16 protein-coding genes are annotated in these 19,922 nt (G+C 64.9%); 8 read left to right on the forward strand and 8 right to left on the reverse strand.

The window, feature by feature from the left end; all coding sequences use genetic code 11:
- On the forward strand, positions 1–258 hold the full coding sequence (locus I6F17_RS07660) for a hypothetical protein (protein WP_036041998.1): 258 nt from the start codon (positions 1–3) through the stop codon (positions 256–258).
- A 155-nt stretch (positions 259–413) separates the two neighbouring features.
- Here I6F17_RS07660 and I6F17_RS07665 read toward each other — a convergent pair whose 3' ends face one another.
- The 4 genes from I6F17_RS07665 to I6F17_RS07680 all read right to left on the reverse strand — a co-directional run bounded on the left by I6F17_RS07665 (position 414) and on the right by I6F17_RS07680 (position 4,619).
- Positions 414–2,138: a methanol/ethanol family PQQ-dependent dehydrogenase gene (locus I6F17_RS07665; protein WP_225130250.1), complete on the reverse strand. Its 1,725-nt coding sequence runs from the start codon at positions 2,136–2,138 to the stop codon at positions 414–416.
- A 142-nt stretch (positions 2,139–2,280) separates the two neighbouring features.
- Positions 2,281–2,934 carry a Rieske 2Fe-2S domain-containing protein gene (locus I6F17_RS07670; RefSeq protein ID WP_036041995.1) on the reverse strand — a complete coding sequence of 218 codons (654 nt, stop codon included), beginning with the start codon at positions 2,932–2,934 and terminating at the stop codon, positions 2,281–2,283.
- A gap of 236 nt (positions 2,935–3,170) precedes the next feature.
- Positions 3,171–3,635 carry a group III truncated hemoglobin gene (locus I6F17_RS07675; RefSeq protein WP_036029348.1) on the reverse strand — a complete coding sequence of 155 codons (465 nt, stop codon included), beginning with the start codon at positions 3,633–3,635 and terminating at the stop codon, positions 3,171–3,173.
- Positions 3,636–3,767: 132 nt separating this feature from the next.
- Positions 3,768–4,619, reverse strand: coding sequence for a 3-hydroxybutyryl-CoA dehydrogenase (locus I6F17_RS07680; RefSeq protein ID WP_225130182.1), 852 nt, complete (start codon positions 4,617–4,619; stop codon positions 3,768–3,770).
- A 316-nt stretch (positions 4,620–4,935) separates the two neighbouring features.
- Between I6F17_RS07680 and I6F17_RS07685 the strand changes: the two genes are divergently transcribed.
- Positions 4,936–5,634, forward strand: coding sequence for an ABC transporter permease (locus I6F17_RS07685; RefSeq protein WP_036007971.1), 699 nt, complete (start codon positions 4,936–4,938; stop codon positions 5,632–5,634).
- Here the strand turns inward: I6F17_RS07685 and I6F17_RS07690 are convergent.
- Positions 5,608–6,417, reverse strand: coding sequence for an extracellular solute-binding protein (locus I6F17_RS07690; RefSeq protein WP_036041993.1), 810 nt, complete (start codon positions 6,415–6,417; stop codon positions 5,608–5,610). The two genes, I6F17_RS07685 and I6F17_RS07690, sit on opposite strands and share 27 nt — an antisense overlap.
- Positions 6,418–6,586: 169 nt before the next feature.
- On the opposite strand from I6F17_RS07690, the gene I6F17_RS07695 reads away from it, so the two are divergent.
- From I6F17_RS07695 to I6F17_RS07710, 4 genes are all read left to right on the forward strand, one after another.
- Positions 6,587–7,291, forward strand: a complete 705-nt coding sequence (locus tag I6F17_RS07695; RefSeq protein WP_225130255.1) for a hypothetical protein — start codon at positions 6,587–6,589, stop codon at positions 7,289–7,291.
- Positions 7,251–9,674, forward strand: a complete 2,424-nt coding sequence (locus tag I6F17_RS07700) for an autotransporter outer membrane beta-barrel domain-containing protein (protein ID WP_346657040.1) — start codon at positions 7,251–7,253, stop codon at positions 9,672–9,674. Before I6F17_RS07695 ends, I6F17_RS07700 begins: the two co-directional genes overlap by 41 nt.
- A gap of 192 nt (positions 9,675–9,866) precedes the next feature.
- The gene (locus tag I6F17_RS07705) at positions 9,867–11,000 is read left to right on the forward strand and encodes a hypothetical protein (protein WP_036041991.1); all 1,134 of its coding nucleotides are present in this window, start codon (positions 9,867–9,869) and stop codon (positions 10,998–11,000) included.
- A 220-nt stretch (positions 11,001–11,220) separates the two neighbouring features.
- Positions 11,221–13,230 carry an EAL domain-containing protein gene (locus I6F17_RS07710; RefSeq protein ID WP_225130184.1) on the forward strand — a complete coding sequence of 670 codons (2,010 nt, stop codon included), beginning with the start codon at positions 11,221–11,223 and terminating at the stop codon, positions 13,228–13,230.
- A gap of 7 nt (positions 13,231–13,237) precedes the next feature.
- Here I6F17_RS07710 and hutU read toward each other — a convergent pair whose 3' ends face one another.
- The 3 genes from hutU to hutI are packed head-to-tail and all read right to left on the reverse strand — an operon-like array spanning position 13,238 to position 17,689.
- The gene (gene hutU / locus I6F17_RS07715) at positions 13,238–14,908 is read right to left on the reverse strand and encodes a urocanate hydratase (RefSeq protein WP_225130186.1); all 1,671 of its coding nucleotides are present in this window, start codon (positions 14,906–14,908) and stop codon (positions 13,238–13,240) included.
- A 10-nt stretch (positions 14,909–14,918) separates the two neighbouring features.
- The gene (gene hutH / locus I6F17_RS07720; protein ID WP_225130189.1) at positions 14,919–16,478 is read right to left on the reverse strand and encodes a histidine ammonia-lyase; all 1,560 of its coding nucleotides are present in this window, start codon (positions 16,476–16,478) and stop codon (positions 14,919–14,921) included.
- On the reverse strand, positions 16,475–17,689 hold the full coding sequence (gene hutI, locus I6F17_RS07725) for an imidazolonepropionase (protein WP_225130191.1): 1,215 nt from the start codon (positions 17,687–17,689) through the stop codon (positions 16,475–16,477). Before hutI ends, hutH begins: the two co-directional genes overlap by 4 nt.
- An 87-nt stretch (positions 17,690–17,776) precedes the next feature.
- Between hutI and I6F17_RS07730 the strand changes: the two genes are divergently transcribed.
- The gene (locus I6F17_RS07730; protein ID WP_225130193.1) at positions 17,777–19,135 is read left to right on the forward strand and encodes a formimidoylglutamate deiminase; all 1,359 of its coding nucleotides are present in this window, start codon (positions 17,777–17,779) and stop codon (positions 19,133–19,135) included.
- Positions 19,132–19,857 carry a histidine utilization repressor gene (gene hutC, locus I6F17_RS07735; RefSeq protein WP_036041972.1) on the forward strand — a complete coding sequence of 242 codons (726 nt, stop codon included), beginning with the start codon at positions 19,132–19,134 and terminating at the stop codon, positions 19,855–19,857. The genes I6F17_RS07730 and hutC overlap by 4 nt, the downstream gene beginning before the upstream one ends.
- The last annotated feature ends 65 nt before the right edge of the window (positions 19,858–19,922 follow it).

Here is a 19,922-nt window from a genome sequence, read left to right on the forward strand (position 1 = left end):
ATGACCAACATCTCAAGGGCGCTCGCAGTCTCGCTGTCGGGCGCCTTTCTTTTGACCGCCGCGGGCGCATTCGCCCAGAGCAACACGACGCCGCCGACCACCGCGACGCGCCCCACCGGCCCCGACCAGACTTCGCTGCCGAACGCCAACGCCCCACCCGCCTCCGCCACCCAGACCACCGGGCAGCACAATCCGGATCCCAAGATTCGCGAGATGAACCAGAAGGAGAAGGACAAGGTCGAGCGCGAGGGGAAGTAACTCGATCTGGGCTGCGCATGGATGTGCCCTCTCCCGTTGTTGTGGGAGAGGCCAGAGGCGCGTTCGACGCCCATCGCAAACAAATGCGGCGGATGTTGCCATCCGCCGCATTCGCCACCCCCCGCTGCTCCGCTTCTTTCGATCCGCCCGCGGAGCTATTTCTTCAGCGCGAAGACCCAGACGACGCCGCCCTGCGGCACGTTGGCTTCGATGCCGATATTGTTGGTCACGAGCGCATCCTGGATGCGCTGCGCGTCGACGCCCCAGCCCGACTGGATCGCGATGTACTGCGTGCCGTCGATCTCATATGACACCGGCATGCCGACGATGCCGGAGTTGGTCTTCTGCTCCCACAGCAGTTCGCCCGTCTTGGCGTGGAAGGCGCGGAAATAGCGGTCGTTGGTCCCGCCGACGAAGACGAGATCGCCAGCGGTCGCGGTGACCGATCCGAACAGATGCGACTTGGGGAAGTTGTGCTGCCAGACCTTCTTTCCGGTTGCGGGATCCCAGGCCTGGAGCTCGCCAAAATGATCCGCGCCCGGCTTTGTCTTCAGGCCGATGTCTTCCGGCTTGGTGCCGAGCCAGAGCTCGCCCGGCTTGAGCGGCACCTTCTCGCCGGTGAAGCCGCCGCAGAAATTCTCGTTGGCAGGCACGTAGACGAGGCCGGTCCTCTGGCTGTAGGCCGCCGATGGCCAATCCTTGCCGCCCCACAGCGAGGGACAGAACTCGACGCGCTTGCCGATCACCGGCTTGTGCGCTGGATCCACGATCGGCTTGCCGGTCTCGTCGATGCCCTTCCAGACGTCAGTGAAGACGAACGGCCATCCGGCGACGTAATTGATCTTGGTTGGAGTCCGCTCCAGCACCCAGAAGATCGCATCGCGTCCCGGATGGACCAGGCTCTTGATGGTGCGGCCGTTGCGCTGCAAATCGATCAGCATCGGCGCGTCGACCTCATCCCAATCCCAGGAATCGTTCTGGTGGTATTGGTGATAGGCCTTGATCTTGCCAGTGTCGGGATCGAGCGCGAGCACCGATGCTGTGTAGAGATTGTCGCCGGGATGCGAGTCGCCGGGCCATGGCGCGGCATTGCCGACACCCCAATAGATCGTCCTGGTCTCCTTGTCGTAATTGCCTGTCATCCAGGCCGACCCGCCGCCGTTCTTCCAGTCGTCGCCTTGCCAGGTGTCATGACCGGGCTCGCCTTCACCGGGGATGGTGTAGGTCCGCCACAACTCTTTGCCCTCCTTGGCGTCATAAGCAACGATATTGCCACGCACGCCGAACTCGCCGCCGGAGCCGCCGACAATGACCTTACCGTCGACGATCAAGGGCATCAGGGTGAGGTACTGCCCCTTCCTGTAGTCCTGCACCTTCGTGTCCCACAGCACCTTGCCGGACTTGGCATCGAGCGCGACCACGTGGTCGTCCGTGGTGGCGAGGTAGAGCTTGTCCTCCCACAGGCCGACGCCGCGGTTGGTCGGATGCAGTTGGAACAGATCGTCAGGAAGCTGCCGTTTGTAGCGCCAGTATTCGTCGCCGGTCTTCGCATTCAGCGCGATCACCTGGCCCATTGGGGTCGTCACGAACATCACGCCATTGTTGACGATCGGCGGGGCCTGATGGCCTTCGACCACACCAGTGGAAAAGGTCCAGACCGGTGTGAGGTTCTTCACGTTGGAGGTGTTGATCTGGTCGAGCGGGCTATAGCCGTGCCCGTCATAGGTGCGCCGGTAGAGCATCCAGTTGTGGGGCTCGGGGTTTTCCAGCCGCTGCGCGGTGACCGGAGAATAACTCTCGATCGGACCCGATAGGGCGGCGGTTGAGGCAAGACACGTGAAGGCGACCAAGCCGGACAGTAACCATTGCTTCCTGATCATGGAAGTTTTCATGGACGTTCCCCTTTTCATCCGCTTGAATTCTTGTTGTGAATTCTTGTTGTGAATTCTTGTCGTTCGTCCCGTCGCCCGCCCTTCGGCGGAAGCGGCTAGTCGTGAGGCGGGCCCAGCCCGCAACCGTCCATCATCCTGGCTGTGTGCCACCTACCTTTCCCATGAAATTGCCGGCGACGCTGAGCGAACCGTCAGCGAGCGCCAGCGGCAGCGCTGCAAGCCGCCGCGGCGCCGGCCCGAACACGACCTGCGCGCCCGCGCGGGGATCGAATTCGGAGTTGTGGCACATGCACTTGAACACCTCCTTGTCGCCGACATCGCTCTTCACCCAGGCGGTGACGGGACAGCCGGCATGCGAGCAGATCGCCGAATAGGCGATGATGCCGTCGACGGCGCGCGCGCGGGTCTTCTCGTCGAGGTCGGCGGGATCGAGCTTGATGATCAGGATTTCGTTGAGCCGCGAGGCGCTGCGCACCACCGATGTGGTGGGGTCCTTCGGCCAGGCATGGAGCGGCGGTCCACCGACCTTGAGATCGGCCGCAGTGACGAGCTTTCCCTCCTGGTCACCTTCGGAGAAGACGAGCAGATCACCTTTCTGCGGCCGCTCATCCGAGCCGGGCGGATCCTCACCTGCGCGGGCCCTGGTTGAACAGCCGAGACACGCCGTCGTCGCCATCGCACCGAGCAGCAGGGATCGCCGTGTCTGTTCGGTGCCCGCTTCGACGTCGGGTTCCGTAGCATTTTCGGAAGATGATGAATGGGTATCGAACGATGCGCGAGCCATGCCCGCTAGGAGGCGCTGGAACTCTGCCGAAAACAAGGCGAAGACTTGGCGCCGCAGTGCATCAATATGGCTTTGCTCGCGTTGATTGCGTAGGAGTAAATGCGTTCAAGCGCGTTTTCGCGATTCTACATCGCGTTGCGCGAATGGCATGATGATTTCGCAGATCAGATCCGATGATGGAGGAATTGCTGCGACGCCACGATGCGATGCGGAATCCCACGCAGGCATCCTGTCCTTCACGACCTGAGCACGTGACGCGGCGAAGCGATGCGGCCCGCAAGTGTCGCCGACGCCATTTCAAAGCTATCGGCGATACGACGCGCCTTGTCGATGAACAGTGCAGCCGCCGCCGGCGGGCAGACCTCGCGCGCGGTCTGCTCGAACAGGTCGAGCCAGCGATCGAAATGGCCGCCGGCCAGGCTGAGCGGCAGGTGTGCCCGCATCGGTGAGCCATGATAGCGGCCGCTCATCAGCACGACCGACGACCAGAAATCCCTGAGCTTGGCGAGATGCTCGTCCCAATTCTGCACGACGCCGAAGACGGGCCCCAACAGCGCGTCCTCTCGCACGCGTCCGTAGAAGCGGGTGACGAGTTCTCCAATCATCTCCTCGGTGATCCCGGTTCGCTCGATCGCATCCTGGGTCAACAGGCTGCGGCGCGCGGCCGCAGCTTCCCGCTCGGCCTTCAGTCGATCCGACATGTCCTTTGCTATCCGTTCCGTTATCCCCGCAGGCCGCCCGACATTGTCGGGCCTATCGCACGCGGCGTCTTTGTCGCAGCGCAAATTGCGGGATCTGGCGGCGGACGCTGGCGCCCGCCGCCAATGCCTTCGTCAGGCGGAATAAGTGTAGAAGCCCTGCCCGGTCTTGCGGCCGAGATGGCCGGCATCGACCATCTCTTTCAGCAGCGGCGCTGGCCGATATTTAGGATCGTTGAAGCCCTTGTAAAAGACCTCCATCACCGAAAGCATGGTGTCGAGCCCGACGAGATCGGCAAGTGCGAGCGGCCCGATCGGATGGTTGCAGCCGAGCTTCATGCCCGCGTCGATCTCTTCCGCCGTCGCGATGCCCTCCTGGAGCGCGAAGATCGCCTCGTTGATCATCGGACAGAGGATGCGGTTGACGGCGAAGCCCGGGCTGTTCTTGGCCGTGATCGCCACTTTGCCGACGCGCTTGGCGAAATCCAGCGCCTTGGCATGGGTGTCGTCCGAGGTCTGCAGGCCGCGGATGAGCTCGAGCAGCGCCATCACCGGCACCGGGTTGAAGAAGTGCATGCCGATGAAGCGGTCGGGACGGTCGGTCGCGGCGGCGAGCTTGGTGATCGAGATCGAGGAGGTGTTGGTCGCGACCAGCGTGCGCGGCGACAGGGTGGCGCAGAGATCCTTCAGGATCTTGACCTTGACCTCCTCGTTCTCGGTCGCCGCCTCGATGACGAGGTCGCAATCCGACAGCTTCGCCCGGTCCGTGGTGCCGGTGATGCGCTTGAGCGTCGCCTCGCGGTCGGCCGCCGACATCTTCTCTTTCTTGACCAGCCGCTCGAGGCTTCCGCCGACGGTCGAAAGGCCGCGGTTCACCGCCGCATCGGAAATATCGACCATTACGACCGAGAGGCCGGCGGCCGCGCAGACCTGCGCGATGCCGTTCCCCATGGTCCCTGCCCCGATGATGCCAACGGTCTGGATCATTGCGTCACATCCTTCATCCTTGCGGGCGCGCCAGTCGCAGCCCGGCTCCATTGTTCCTGCATAAGGGTCTAGCACCGCCATTGGCCCGGCGCGACCCGATCCTGTTCCTTAGCGCATCCGAGGCCGGAAGAAAGCCGCCCGCGGGCCGGTCAGGTGCCTCGATTGTGGGTCCCTGGCCGCGTTTACCGATCATCCTGAGCCCTTCTCCAACGGCTCCGGCGAGGCTGCCCACCCCCTCGCCCCTTGATTATGGCCGCGGCAGCAGCGAGAAGGGCGGCGCGGGGCTACCGCGGAACAGGGGCTTGCCCGAGACCGGATGAACGATTTCGCACGATCCATCGGTGCCGCCTTTGCGCTGATCGGCGACGCCGACACCGAGCTATTGGGCATCGTCGCCTTGTCGTTGCGGGTCAGCCTGACCGCCAGCATCCTGGCGCTCCTGATCGGCGCCCCCTTTGGAGCCCTGCTTGCGATCACCCGCTTCCGGGGACGCCAAATCATCATCATTCTGACCAATGCCCTGCTCGGGCTTCCGCCGGTCGTGGTCGGGCTCGCGCTCTATCTCTTGCTGTCGCGCTCCGGCCCGTTCGGGGCGGCGGGCTTGTTGTTCACGCCGGCCGCCATGGTGATCGCGCAGACGCTGCTGGCGACGCCGATCGTGGTGGCGCTGGTGCACCGGCCGGCAAGCCTGTTGTGGGCGGAGTATGGCGACCTGGCGCGGATCGACGGGCTGTCGGCCCTGCGCAGCATGGCCCTGCTGTTCGCGCTCGGCCGGACCTCGTTGCTGACGGCCTTTCTCGCCGCGTTCGGGCGCGCCATTGCGGAAGTCGGTGCCATCATCATCGTCGGTGGCAACATCCGCGGCTTCACCCGCACGATGACGACGGCGATCGCGCTGGAAACCAGCAAAGGCGAGCTGCCACTGGCGCTCGGGCTCGGGCTGATCCTGCTCGCTCTCAGTGTCGCGGTCTCGACCGTCGCCTTCGTCCTAGTTGGGCGCGTTGGGGAAAAATAGCTGCTCGCCGCCGACCTTGTACCCGGCGATCGCTTGCTGCCCTTGCGGCGAGACCAGCCAGTCGACGAAGGCCTGTCCCTCCTTCGCCTTCACGTTCGGATGCTTTGCGGGATTGACCAGCATGATTCCGTACTGATTGAAGAGCCGCTTGTCACCCTCGATCAGGATGGCGAGTTCGCCACGGTTCTTGAACGACAGCCAGGTGCCGCGGTCCGACAGGAGGTAGGCGTTCGACGACGAGGCCATGTTCAGCGCCGGACCCATGCCCTGGCCGATCTCCCGGTACCAAATGTCCTTGCCGGCACTGAGGTCGACGCCAGCCTCCTTCCATAGTCTCAGCTCGGCCGCATGCGTGCCGGACTTGTCGCCGCGCGAGATGAACGGCGCCTTTGCGGTCGCAATCTTGCGCAGCGCCTCGGCCGCGTCCTTGCTGCCCGAGATCTGCGCCGGATCGCTCTTGGGGCCGATGATGACGAAGTCGTTGTACATGACGTCGAAGCGCTTCACGCCCTGCCCTTCGGACATGAACCTGTCCTCGGCGGGCCTGTCATGGACGAACACCACGTCGGCATCGCCGCGCCGCCCGATATCCAGCGCCTGGCCGGTGCCGACGGCCACGACCTTCACGCTGATGCCTTCCGCCTTCGAGAACAGCGGCAGCAGATGGCCGAACAGCCCCGACTGCTCCGTCGAGGTGGTCGAAGCAACCGTGATGGTGCGGTCCTGTGCGGATGCGATGGAGGAGTAGAGCAGGACCGCTCCGATGATGACAAGCTTCCTCATGCGACGTCCTCGGCCAGACAATGACGTTCTTGAATAGCGGCTCGCGACGACGACCGGAACCACAAGCTTGGATCGCAACGAGAGTTGGTGCGCGCGGGCTAGGCACGCCTGCAAAACAAGAAGTGAAAAAACAACCCCATGCACAGTAGCGATGGGGTTGATATCGCTGATGATTTTCGGTTTTGCCGAAGACGCGCTTGCGGCGTCGGGCAAAACAGGGGTATTATTGCATCATCGGCTGCTGTGCGGGTTTCGTAACTCGGGCGGATGCGAGTGCTCTTTCGCCTTTTCCTGCACGCGCGCAAAATTCGCGGTCGCAATCTTGCAACATGCCGTCACAGGCATGCAACAGATTTGGCTTGGTTACTGCTCCATTGACTTAGACAACCTGACGTTGCAGCGGAAACACACTGCGCACCTTTCCCAATACGCAGCAATGATCTGCATTGACCGGTCACCGGCAGCCACATACCGTAACAACCACGATCCGCTGTCGATGTTGTTCCAGGGCACAGCAGCAAGAACAACAAGGGCTGTGCGCCATGCGCGAATGCATCGGGCCTATGACGTTTTCACGACAATCGAGCGATGCTCAGCGCAGACATCCGCACCACCTTTCATCCTTCACAGGCAAGCGTGTCGCGGTCCGCCGCCGGCTGCTGATGGGCGTCTCGGTGGCAGCGCTATCGGCGTTGTTCACGGGATCGGCGGCGGCCCAGACATGGACCGGCGCCACCAGCAACGACTGGACGGTCGGCTCGAACTGGAACAGCGGAGTGGTACCGACCGCCGCCTCTGCTACCACCGTCGATTCTTCATCTCCAAATCCGACGGTGCTGGGCGTCAATGGTCCGGCAAGCGGCGCAACTCGTAACATAGCCGTCGGTTTAAATGGAACCTCGGCCAATCTGACCATTCGGAATGGCAGTACGCTGACCAGCGCCGGGACGCTTTTTGTCATCGGCTCGACTGGAGGAAGCGCCGGTACCGTTACTGTTACCGGAGCCGGGTCGAATTGGCTTCTCTCGGGTGCGACATTAAGTGTCGGCAATTCCGGGACAGGAACGCTCAATATTGAGAATGGCGCACAGGTGACCGCCAACAACGGAGTTAGTGTTGGAAGACTGACGAACGGCTCTGGCACGCTCAACATCAGCGGCGGCGGCACGCTGGTAACCCAATTCTTGCGGGGCGGCCTCGGCGCGAGCCAAGTCAACTTCGACAGCGGCACCCTGAAAGCGACTGCCAGCAACGCGACCTTCATCAACGGATTTCCAGGCCCCAACCTGAACATCCTGGCGGGCGGGCTGACGATCGACACGGGCGCGTTCACCGTGGGTACCGATGCAACGTCCACATTCACGGGCGCCGGTGGATTGACCAAGATCGGCGCCGGCACTCTGAACCTGGCCGCCAGCAGTGCGTATACCGGCCAGACCGCGATCCAGGCCGGCATCCTCGCGCTGACTGGTGCGGGCGCCATCAGCAATTCGAGCCGCGTCGTTGCGAACGGAACATTTGATATTTCCGGCATCACCGCTGGTGGCACCAGCATTCAGAGCCTCGCCGGCAACGGCGGCGTCAGCCTCGGCACAAAGACTCTGACGATCACCAACGCGAACGACACTTTCGCCGGTGTGTTCGGCGGCACGGGCGGACTGACAGTCACCGGCGGCACGCAGACGCTGTCGGGCGTCAACACCTACAATGGCGCGACCACAGTGTCCGGCGGCTCGCTGCGCGCCGGCGCCGCGGGCGCGTTCAGCGCCGCTTCCGCCTATGTCGCCAACGCCGGCGGAACGTTCGACCTGAACGGCTTCAATCAGACGATGTCCTCGCTCAGCAATGCCGGCATCGTGCGAACCGGCGGCGCGCCGGGAACGACGCTCACGGTGGCCGGCAATTATGTCGGCAGCGGCGGCACGCTTCTCCTCAACAGCACCCTCGGCGGCGACCATTCGATCACCGACCGCATGGTGGTGCAGGGCGCCACCTCCGGCGCATCCACGCTGCGCATCACCAACATCGGCGGCGGCGGTGCGCAGACCAGCGAAGGCATCAAGGTCATCGACGTCGCCGGCGCCTCGAACGGCACCTTCGCCCTGCAGGGCGATTACGTCATTGGCGGCCAGCAGGCCGTCGTCGGCGGCGCCTACGCCTATACGCTGCAGAAGAACGGGATCAGCACGCCCACGGACGGCGACTGGTATTTGCGCTCCAGCCTGATCAACCCGCCGCCGTCGGTGCCCGCCGGGCCGCTCTACCAGGCCGGCGTTCCCCTGTACGAGAACTACGCACAGGTGCTGCTCGGGATGAACCAGGCGCCGAGCCTTCAGCAGCGCGTCGGCAACCGCTATTGGGGCGGCAGCGAGGCGATGGCGCGCGCCGGCGTGAACACTGCGCAGACGTCCGATGGCTCGTGGACGCAATCGGCCTTCTGGGGCCGGATCGAAGGCGGACAGAGCGCGTTACGGCCTTCCAACACCACGGGATCGACCTATGATTCCGACGAGATGAAGGCGCAGGTCGGGCTCGACGGCGCCGCGCTCGACAACGCGCAGGGCCGGCTGATCGTCGGCCTCACGGCGCAATACGGCCTGACCACGGCCTTCGTCAATTCGCCGTTCGGTAACGGCCGCATCCGTGCGCAAGGGACGGGCGTCGGCGCGACCGCGACCTGGTACGGCCATGACGGCTTCTACGTCGACGGCCAGGCGCAGACCATGTTCTACCGCAGTGATCTGTCATCGGCGCTCGTGGGCAGCATGACGCATGGCAATGAAGGCCTCGGATACGCCTTCAGCGTCGAGGGCGGCAAGCGGATGGCGGTCGGCAATGGCTTCTGGCTGACACCGCAGGCTCAGCTTGCCTATTCGAAGGTCGGCTTCGATGCCTTCACCGACCGCTTCGGCGCGCTGGTCTCGCTTGGCAATGCCGACAGCCTGCTCGGCCGTCTCGGACTGTCGCTCAATCATCAGCGCACCTGGAACGACGGCACCGGCATCGTCCGTTCCGACCTCTACGCCATCGGCAATCTGCACTACGAATTCCTTGAAGGCACCGGGATCGATGTCGCCGGCACCGGCTTCGCGAGCGGCCATGACCGCCTGTGGGGCAGCATCGGTGGCGGCGGCACGTATTACTGGGCGAACGGCCGCTATGCCGTGTTCGGCGAGATCACCTACCGCGCGAGCGTTGATGATCCCGGTGACAATCACGGCTACAGAGGCACCGGCGGCTTCCGCATCGTCTGGTGAGCTGGCGCGCGGAACCTCGATCTGATTGCGTTGGCATATGCGCGCTGGATGCGCGGATGTTCTGCAATTGGTCCTGCCTACATTGACACGGATGTGACGGCCGGGGCAGGTTTTCACATTGCTGACGAATCAGCGATTGCCTCACGCCGAGCACCTCTTGGACAACTCCCAGTGCTTTCGAGACTGATATCGTTGCTGCGCCGCATCCCTGCGGTGAACTGGGCGTTTTCCCGACTCCGGCCTGTGCCGCACAGCGGCAACATTGAGGTCGCGCCGACCGTCACGGACGCTTCGCCCGCCATCATCGAAGACGTCGCGGTCCCGGCTCAAGCTCCAAGCGCCGAGATCAGCACCGCCCCGGTGCGCGACGACGCTGCCCCCGCCACCCAGGCTCTGGTCGCGGAGAACAATGCGGCTATGTCTGTCGTCGCGGAGAATCCGTCCGACGAAATCCGTATCAGCGGGGACTCCTCTCCGGAGACGGTGCCGGAAATCGAGGCGCCCGCGACGCCGCCAGCCTCCGAGGAGGTGCTGGCTGCATCGGCCAGTGCGGAGAGTGAGCCAGTTGCAGCCTCTGATCTCGCCATCGTTGACGACGATGCATCGCCTGCTGAGATTCCTGCAGAGATCGACTCCGCCGTCGTAGAGGAGGTTGTGATTTCGTCAGCGGACGTCGCGACCGCCTTGACTGATGTCCCTGATGTCATCATCGAGGCAGCCTCCTCACCCGACGTTTCCGCCGCCGTCGATCCAGTCGCCGTCGAAGAAGTCGAGCTTCTCCGCGCCGAGGCCGATAGCGTCACGACCGATGTTTCTGAAACCAGCGCCGACAGCGAACCGGTGCCCGTTGTCGAAAGCACGCAAGTCCCCACAAACGATGTTCCGATCGCTGCGGCGACTAACGACTCATTGAGCGGCGTCACCGACATCGAGCCGGCTCCGGCTCTCGCGTCTCCTTCGCCAGAGATCCGCAACGTACCGAAGGCTCGCGCGCGAGCCGCAGAGCCCGCCGACCGCGCCGCGCTGATCCGGCAGCGCTGGGCGGAGAGTGGAATCAGGATGTGGAATCCGCGGCTGCACGGCACCGGCGAAGCCGCGCTGAACATCCAGGGAAGCATCGGGCTGCTGCCCCCGGCACCCGGCGAGACAATGCCGCGCTACGACAAGCTGGAATTCAGGATGCTCGGCGGACAGATCGTCTGTGAGGGCGTGATCGTCGAGGCACCCGTTCAGGCGAGCCATCGGAGCTTCACGCGGCTCGCCGAGCCGCGGACCATCGAGCGCGTCCGCGAACCGGCGCGCGAGCGCCGGGCCGTTCTCGCCTGATCCTTTCTTCTGCGGCGATGTCGGGCGATCTGCGCCTGAGACGCACGCCCGTTGCCGCCGGATATCCTTAACGGGACCTCACCAATGCACGCGATCGGAAAATCGTGAGGCAGTGCGCAACCAGTGCTGGCCTGCCCCGGGCCAGAATTGATCTAACGGGCCCTTTACCCCTGCTGTGCAAGATTGCCCGCGTTTTCAGGGATCTGGGGCTCGTATTGCAATGCCTGTTGCCGATTTGAAATCTCATCTTGCTGCCGCGATGCGATTGTTTCGCGTCCCTGCCGACAATCCGGACCTGACGCGGGCGCAATTCGACGCCTTCTCCAAGCAGATCCCGCTGCTCTACTTCATTCTCATCAGCAACACGATTGCGGTCGCCTACACCTATGTGAACGTGGCGCCGGATTGGCTGACCATGATCGTGCCGGCCGTGCTAACGGTGCTCGCAGGCATACGGACCTTCTGGTGGCTACGCCAGCGCCGGCTCGTGCGCAGCGATGCCGACATCCTGCGCAATCTGCGCGCCACCAACTGGCTGACCCTGCCGATCGGTGCCGGCTTCACCGCCTGGTCGTTCGCGCTCTACCCCTACGGCGATCCCTTCGCCAAGAGCCAGGTCGCGTTCTACATGGCGGTCACCGTCATCGGCTGCATCTTCTCGCTGATGCATCTGCGCTCGGCGGCGCTGATCGTGACGCTGATCGTCGATGTGCCCTATGTGCTGTTCTTCTTCGCCACGGGCGAGCCGACGCTGAAGGCGATCGCCGTCAACAATCTCCTGGTTTCGGGCGCGATGGTGACGGTGCTGTTCATCTACTACCGTGACTTCGCCGATCTCGTCGCCAGCCGCAAGTCGCTGCTCGCGCAACAGGCGGCGACGCAGGCGCTCTCTGACGAGAACTTCCGCCTTGCCAATCTCGATTCCCTCACCGAGCTGCCGAACCGCCGCCGCTTCTTCGCCGAGCTGTCGAGCGCCTTCACCGATGCCGAACGCAGGAACGTCCGGGTCGCAGTCGGCATCATCGATCTCGACGGTTTCAAGCCGATCAACGACAATTACGGCCACTCGGTCGGCGACCGCGTCCTGATCGAGGCCGGCCGGCGCATCCGCGAGGTCTGCGAGGGCTTTGGTCCGCAGCGGGTCGAATTCGCCCGACTCGGCGGCGACGAGTTCGGCCTTGTCGTTTGCGGCGACCCCGACGATGCGGAGCTGCTGCGGCTGGGCCAGCGCATCGGCGACCAGGTCAAGCTTCCCTACCAGCTCGACACTGCCCATACCGGGCTGTCCTGCTCGATCGGCTTTGCGTCGTTTCCCCAATCGGCAACGACCGCGGAAGCACTCTATGAGTGTGCCGACTATTCGCTTTATCATGCCAAGCGCCATTTGCGCGGCCGCACCGTGATCTTCTCGAGCGAGCTGGAGGCCGAAATCCGCAGTCGCGGAGTCATCGAGAATCTGCTGCGCACCGCCGATTTCGGCACCGAGATGGACCTGGTGTTCCAGCCGATCGTCGATGCCATGAGCGAGCACACCGCCGGCTTCGAGGTCCTGGCGCGCTGGCGCAGCGCCCGCCTCGGCCTGGTCTCCCCGGCCGATTTCATTCCGGCCGCCGAGCGCATCGGGCTGATCCGGCCGCTGACGCAAGCGCTGCTGGTGCGCGCACTCGCCATCGCCAAGACATGGCCCGATCACATCCGGCTCTCGTTCAACCTCTCCGCCCACGATGTCTGTGCGGCGGAGGGCATCCTGCCGCTGATCTCGATCATCGAGAAGAGCGGGCTGCCGCCGCACCGGATCGATTTCGAGATCACCGAGACCGCCGTCACCTTCGACTTCGTCCGCGCGCAGCAATCGATCGCAACGCTGAAGGCAATGGGCTGCGGCATCTCGCTGGACGATTTCGGCACCGGCTATTCGTCGCTGAGCCACGTGCACCGGCTGCCGCTCGACAAGATCAAGATCGACCGCAGCTTCGTTTCCGACATCAACCACAATCCCGTCAGCTACAAGATCATCAAATCGCTCACGGGTCTCTGCGACGACATGGAGATCGCCTGCGTCGTCGAAGGCGTCGAGACGCGTGCTCAGCTCGACACCTTGCGCCGCCTGGGATGCGACTTCATCCAGGGTTACTATTTCGCCAAGCCCATGCCGGCCGATGCGATTGGCGACCATCTGGCGAAGGAGAGCCGGCGCCTCGACGCCGCCGGAGCCAAGGTCGTGGCCTGAGCCTCGCCTACTCCGCCAGGCTCGGCAGATCGAGCCCCTTGTCGCGAGCGCACTCGATCGCGATGTCGTAGCCTGCATCGGCGTGCCGCATGACGCCGGTGGCGGGATCGTTCCACAGCACGCGCTCGATCCGCTTCGCAGCCTCGGGCGTGCCGTCGGCGACGATCACCATGCCCGCGTGCTGCGAATAGCCGATGCCGACGCCGCCGCCATGATGCAGCGACACCCAGGTCGCTCCGCTGGCGCAATTGAGCAGCGCATTGAGCAGCGGCCAATCGGACACCGCATCCGATCCGTCCTTCATCGCCTCGGTCTCGCGGTTGGGGCTCGCCACCGAGCCGCTGTCGAGATGATCGCGGCCGATCACGATCGGCGCTTTCAATTCGCCGCGCGCCACCATCTCGTTGAAGGCAAGGCCAAGGCGATGGCGATCGCCGAGGCCGACCCAGCAGATGCGTGCCGGCAGGCCCTGGAACTTGATGCGCGCCTTCGCCATGTCGAGCCAATTGTGCAGATGCTTGTCGTTAGGCATCAGCTCCTTGACCTTGGCATCGGTCTTGAAGATGTCCTCGGAATCGCCCGACAGCGCGGCCCAGCGAAATGGCCCGACGCCGCGGCAAAACAGCGGGCGGATATAGGCGGGCACGAAGCCGGGAAAATCGAACGCGTTCTTCAGGCCCATATCCTGCGCCATCTGGCGAATGTTGTTGCCATAGTCGAGCGTCGGAATGCCCTGGGCATGGAAATCCAGCATCGCCTGGACATGCTCGACCATCGAAATCTTCGACGCACGCTCCACTGCCTTCGGATCGGACGCGCGCTTGGCTTCCCATTCGGCAAGCGTCCAGTCTTTCGGCAAGTAGCCGTTGATCGGATCGTGCGCGCTGGTCTGGTCGGTGACGATATCGGGCTTGACGCCGCGGCGCACCAGCTCAGGGAAGATTTCCGCGGCGTTGCCGAGCAGGCCGACCGAGACCGCCTTGTTCGTCTTCGCGGCGTCCGCCATGATCGCGAGCGCTTCATCGAGCGTTGCGGCTTGCCGGTCGAGATAGCCGGTGCGCAGGCGCATCTCGATGCGGCTCGGCTGGCATTCGACCGCAAGCATCGAAGCGCCCGCCATGGTCGCCGCCAGCGGCTGTGCACCGCCCATGCCGCCGAGGCCGGCAGTCAAAATCCATTTGCCGGCAAGGCTGCCGCCGTAATGGCGACGGCCGACCTCGACGAAGGTTTCATAGGTGCCCTGTACGATGCCCTGGCTGCCGATATAGATCCAGGAGCCCGCCGTCATCTGGCCGTACATCATCAGGCCTTGGCGATCGAGCTCGTTGAAATGATCGAGCGTCGCCCAATGCGGCACAATGTTGGAGTTGGCGATCAGCACGCGCGGTGCATCGGCATGGGTCCGGAACACGCCAACCGGCTTGCCGGACTGCACCAGCAGCGTCTGGTCGGCTTCGAGCTTGCGTAAGGCCGCAACGATCCGGTCAAAACTCTCCCAGTCGCGGGCGGCGCGGCCGATGCCGCCATAGACGACGAGCTCGCTGGGACGCTCCGCGACGTCAGGATCGAGATTGTTCATCAGCATGCGCAGCGGCGCTTCGGTGAGCCAGCTCTTGGCGCTGATGTCGCTGCCGCGGGGAGCGCGGATGGTGCGGTCATTGTCCAGTCGGCGGTTCATGTGGGCCTCTTCAGACGAGTCGCGGAAACGGATCGGTGGGAAGCTGGGCGAGCGCGGCAGCTGGCAGCGCATCGGCCTCGATCAATGCAGCGGCCTTGGCGAGGTCGCCGGCCATGTAGCGATCGGCGCCCAGTGCGGGCACCTGCTCACGCAACGCGGCAATGACGGCGACCAGCGGCGCACTGGTTGCATGCGGCGCGCGCAGCGTGATGCCTTGGGCCGCGACCAGAAGCTCGATGCCGAGAATGGCGGCGAGATTGTCGGCCATGTCGGACAGACGCCGCGCTGCGTGCGCGGCCATCGAGACGTGATCTTCCTGGTTGGCGCTGGTCGGCGTCGAATCGATCGAGCAGGCGAGCGCACGCTGCTTGTTCTCGGCATAGAGCGCGGCCGCCGTCACCTCGGCGATCATGAAGCCGGAATTGAGGCCGGGATCGGGGGTGAGGAACGGCGGCAGTCCGAAATTGAGCGCGGGATCGACCAGCGTCGCGATGCGCCGCTCGCTGATTGCACCGATCTCCGACAGCGCCAGAGCCAGCGCATCTGCGGCAAACGCCACCGGCTCGGCGTGGAAATTGCCGCCGGAGACGATCTCTCCGGTCTCGACCAGCACCAGCGGATTGTCGGTGACGGCATTGGCCTCCACGATCAGCGTGCGCGCCGCCTGCGTGATCAGATCGAGCGCGGCACCGGCAACCTGTGGCTGGCAGCGCAGGCAATAGGGATCCTGCACACGCTCATCACCCTCGAGATGCGACATACGGATGTCGCTGCCGTCGAGCAACGCATTCAGCGTCGCAGCCGCCGCGATCTGGCCGGCATGGCCACGCAGCGCCTGGATTTCGGGCCGGAACGGTGCCGTTGACGCCATCGCCGCGTCCACCGACAGCGCACCGGTCACGAGTGCGGCGCGGGCAAGGCGGAATGCACGCAGCACGCCTGATAGCGCATAGGCGGTCGAGAATTGCGTGCCGTTGATCAGCGCGAGGCCCTCCTTGGGCCCGAGGGTCAGCGGCGTGAGGCCGGCGGCGGCGAGTGCCTCGCTGCCGGATACAGTCTTGCCACCGACGATCGCCTGCCCCTCGCCGATCATCACGGCCGTCATATGTGCGAGCGGCGCCAGATCGCCGGAGGCGCCGACCGAACCTTGCTGCGGCACCAGCGGGTAGACGCCACGGGCCAGCATGTCCTGCAACTGCTGGATCACCGCGCGGCGTACGCCGGAGGCGCCGCGGCCAAGCGAGACGATCTTCAGCGCCATCATCAGGCGGACGATCGGCTGCGGCGTTGCCGAGCCAACGCCGCAGCAATGCGAGACGATCAGGTTGCGCTGGAGCAGCGCGGTCTGGTCCGGCGGAATGCGTTTGGATGCGAGCTTCCCGAAGCCGGTGTTGATGCCGTAGACGGGGACGTCGGCCTGCGCGGCCCGCGTAACGATCTGCGCAGCCGCCTCGACCCGCGGCCAGAACGAGGGATCGAGCACGACAGGGGCGCCTTCGAGCACGCGCGCGAGATCGTCGAGGCTCACTGTTCCCGGCTTGACGGCGATCGCCGTCTCCTGCTCCGTCATTGCCCCCTCCATACCCGCTGGTGCAGCGGATTGAAGCCGATGCGGTAGACCAGCTCGGCGGGCCGCTCGATCTCCCAGATCGCGAGGTCGCACCATTTGCCGGCATCCAGTGTGCCGGTCTCATTCAGGAGGCCGAGCGCCCGCGCGCCTTCACGGGTAACGCCGGCGAGGCACTCGGCCACATTCATCCGGAACAATGTCGCGCCCATGTTCATCGCGAGCAGCAGCGAGGTCAGGGGCGAGCTGCCGGGATTGCAGTCGGTCGCCAGCGCCATGGGAACGTTATGCTTGCGGAACGTCTCGATCGGCGGCTTCTGCGTCTCGCGAATGAAATAGAACGCGCCGGGCAGCAGCACGGCGACAGTGCCGGCCCTCGCCATTGCGGCGGCACCGGCCTCATTGGTGTGCTCGAGATGATCGGCCGAGAGTGCCGAGAATCGCGCGGCAAGCGCGGCGCCGCCGAGATTCGAGAGCTGGTCGGCGTGGAGCTTGACCGGCAGTCCAAGTCCCCTCGCCGTCTCGAACACAAGCGCGGTCTGCTCGGCGGAGAATGCGATGCCTTCCATGAAGGCATCGACGGCGTCGGCAAGGCCCGCTTTTGCGACCGCCGGCAACATCTCCTTGCAGACGAGATCGATGTAACCATCCTTGTCGCCACCCGCCTCGCCCGGCAGCGCATGCGCGCCCAAGAACGACGTGCGGATCGTAACCGGCCGCTCACGGCCGAGCCTGCGCGCAGCGGAGAGCTGTCGCATCTCGGTTTCTGTGTCGAGGCCGTAGCCGGACTTGATCTCGACCGTGGTGGCGCCCTCAGCCGTCAGCGCGTCCAGCCGCGGCAGCGCGCTTGCGACGAGCTCGGCTTCGCTCGCCTTGCGCGTTGCCGCCACGGTCGAGACGATGCCGCCGCCGGCCCGCGCGATCTCCTCGTAGCTCGCCCCCTTCAGGCGCAGCTCGAATTCATGCGCGCGGTTGCCGCCATAGACGAGATGGGTGTGGCAGTCGACGAGACCGGGCGTAATCCAGCGCCCCTCGCAATCGATCCGCTCGATCGCGTCCGCATCGACGGGAAAGTCCGCTTTCGCACCCGCATAGGCGATGTGGCCGCCACGTGCGGCGATGACACCATGCTCGATCTCGCCAAGATCGGGACGATCGACCCGCATCGTGGCGAGGCGGGCATTATGCCAGATCCGGTCGAAGCGCTCTGCCATGCGGGTATCCGTTCGCCCTGGGGATGCTTGACTTATATGTCTAGACATATAATCGTAAGACGGTTCTGTCCAGCCGGCGTGTAAATCATGACCCGACTGCATTTCGCTTCCGCGCTCCTGCCTTCGGGCTGGGCCAATGACGTGCAGGTGGTGATCGCCGCCGGCGCGATTGCGGCGGTGACACCGGGCGTGGCGCCGGCTGCCGGCGACGAGCGCCATGCCATCGCGCTTCCGGGACTTGCGAGCCTGCACAGCCACGCGTTCCAGCGCGGCATGGCGGGCCTTGCCGAAATGCGCGGCGACAGCACCGACACCTTCTGGACCTGGCGCGAGACGATGTATCGCTTTGCGCTGGCGATGACGCCGGACGACGTCGCTTCTGTGGCGACGCTGCTCTATGTCGAGATGCTCGAGCAGGGTTTTACCCGCGTCGGCGAATTCCACTATCTGCACCACGACCGCGACGGGTCGCCCTACGCTGACCCCGCCGAGATGGCCGCGCGGATTGCACAGGCCGCCGAAGCCTCGGGCATTGCGCTGACGCTGTTGCCGACTTTCTATGCGCATGGCTCGTTTGGAGGCGCATCGCCGCATGCCGGGCAGCGCCGCTTCATCTGCTCGGTCGATCAGTTCGCCGCATTGATGGCGGCATCGCGCCAGGCAATCGGCGCGTTGCCCGGCGCCAATATCGGCATCGCGCCGCACAGTTTGCGCGCGGTGACGCCGGACGAGCTCGCCGCCATCATTCCACTCGCCGATGGCGGGCCGGTGCACATTCATGCCGCCGAGCAGGTGAAGGAGGTCGATGATTGCCTCGCCTGGTCGGGCCGGCGCCCGGTGCAATGGCTGCTGGAGCATGCGCCCGTCGATCAACGCTGGTGCCTCATTCACGCGACCCACATGACCAATGAGGAAGTGACGGCGTTCGCCAAGACGGGTGCGGTGGCGGGCCTCTGTCCCATTACGGAAGCGAGCCTCGGCGACGGCACTTTTTCGGCGCGGGAGTTTGTTGACGCCGGCGGCTTTTTCGGCGTCGGTACCGATTCCAACGTGTTGATCGGCGCCGCAGACGAGTTGCGCCAGCTCGAATACGGCCAGCGGCTCAAGCACCGCCAGCGCAACGTCCTCTCCGGCGGCGCAGGTCGCTCCACGGGACGCTCGCTGTTCGACGGGGCGCTCGCCGGCGGCGCGCGGGCGCTGGCGCAGCCGACGGTCGGCCTCACACCCGGCGCGCGCGCCGATATCGTCACGCTCGACACGGCGCATCCATCGCTGGCGGGACGCGCGCACGATGCCGTCATCGACGGCTGGATCTTCGCCGCCGGCGGCGCCGCCATCGATTGCGTCTGGGCCGGCGGCAACAAGGTGGTCGAAGGCGGGCGGCACAAGCTGCGCCAGCCCGCGCGTGAGCGCTTCAATACATCGATGTGGAGGCTCGTCGCATGAGCCTCGTCACCGATGCCGACAAGCCGACGCTCTACAAGCGCATCCGCGCCGACATCGAGCAGCGCATCCTCACCGGCGAATGGCCGCCCGGCCATCGCATTCCCTTCGAGCACGAGCTGGTCGCGCGCTACGGCTGCTCGCGCATGACCGTGAACAAGGCACTGTCTGAGCTGGCGCAGGCCGATCTGATCGAGCGGCGGCGGCGCGCCGGCTCGTTCGTGCGCCGGCCGCAGCATCAGTCGGCGGTGCTCAAGATCGCCGACATCCGCGCCGAGATCACCGCGCTTGGCCGCAGTTACGGCTACGAGCTGATCGGCCGCAAGCTGCGCGCGGCGACGGCCGCCGATCGCGACCGGCTCGGCGTGAAGAAGGCCGGCAAGGTGGTCGCGATCACCTGCCGGCACAGCGCCGACAAGGTCCCGTTCGCGGTCGAGGACAGGCTGATCGATCTCTCGTCCGTTCCTGACGCCGCGACCGCGGATTTCTCGCGCGAGCCGCCCGGCTCCTGGCTGCTTCACCATGTCCCATGGACCGAGGCCGAGCACACGATCAGCGCCATCGTTGCGGACGACCGCGCGGCGGAAGCGCTCGCGATCGCCGTCGGCGCCCCCTGTCTCGTGATCGACCGCTACACCTGGCGCAGCGCACGCACGATCACCGCCGTGCGCCTGCTCTATCCCGGTGACTCTCACCGCCTTGTCGCGCGATTCAAGGGAGGCTGAGAGGACATGTCGGCACAAATCGTGCAACGCTTCGCGGAACCGCCCATATGGGCCGGCAGAGATCA

The organism is Bradyrhizobium sp. NBAIM18 (genome assembly GCF_020193825.1).
Classification (GTDB): Bacteria; Pseudomonadota; Alphaproteobacteria; order Rhizobiales; family Xanthobacteraceae; genus Bradyrhizobium; species Bradyrhizobium yuanmingense.

Bases quoted from the DNA above. Each gene is read 5' to 3' on its own strand.
- I6F17_RS07660 (WP_036041998.1), top strand. From the start codon at position 1: ATGACCAACATCTCAAGGGCGCTCGCAGTCTCGCTGTCGGGCGCCTTT.
- I6F17_RS07665 (WP_225130250.1), bottom strand. From the start codon at position 2,138: ATGATCAGGAAGCAATGGTTACTGTCCGGCTTGGTCGCCTTCACGTGT.
- I6F17_RS07670 (WP_036041995.1), bottom strand. From the start codon at position 2,934: ATGGCTCGCGCATCGTTCGATACCCATTCATCATCTTCCGAAAATGCT.
- I6F17_RS07675 (WP_036029348.1), bottom strand. From the start codon at position 3,635: ATGTCGGATCGACTGAAGGCCGAGCGGGAAGCTGCGGCCGCGCGCCGC.
- I6F17_RS07680 (WP_225130182.1), bottom strand. From the start codon at position 4,619: ATGATCCAGACCGTTGGCATCATCGGGGCAGGGACCATGGGGAACGGC.
- I6F17_RS07685 (WP_036007971.1), top strand. From the start codon at position 4,936: ATGAACGATTTCGCACGATCCATCGGTGCCGCCTTTGCGCTGATCGGC.
- I6F17_RS07690 (WP_036041993.1), bottom strand. From the start codon at position 6,417: ATGAGGAAGCTTGTCATCATCGGAGCGGTCCTGCTCTACTCCTCCATC.
- I6F17_RS07695 (WP_225130255.1), top strand. From the start codon at position 6,587: ATGATTTTCGGTTTTGCCGAAGACGCGCTTGCGGCGTCGGGCAAAACA.
- I6F17_RS07710 (WP_225130184.1), top strand. From the start codon at position 11,221: ATGCCTGTTGCCGATTTGAAATCTCATCTTGCTGCCGCGATGCGATTG.
- hutU (WP_225130186.1), bottom strand. From the start codon at position 14,908: ATGAACCGCCGACTGGACAATGACCGCACCATCCGCGCTCCCCGCGGC.
- hutH (WP_225130189.1), bottom strand. From the start codon at position 16,478: ATGACGGAGCAGGAGACGGCGATCGCCGTCAAGCCGGGAACAGTGAGC.
- hutI (WP_225130191.1), bottom strand. From the start codon at position 17,689: ATGGCAGAGCGCTTCGACCGGATCTGGCATAATGCCCGCCTCGCCACG.
- I6F17_RS07730 (WP_225130193.1), top strand. From the start codon at position 17,777: ATGACCCGACTGCATTTCGCTTCCGCGCTCCTGCCTTCGGGCTGGGCC.
- hutC (WP_036041972.1), top strand. From the start codon at position 19,132: ATGAGCCTCGTCACCGATGCCGACAAGCCGACGCTCTACAAGCGCATC.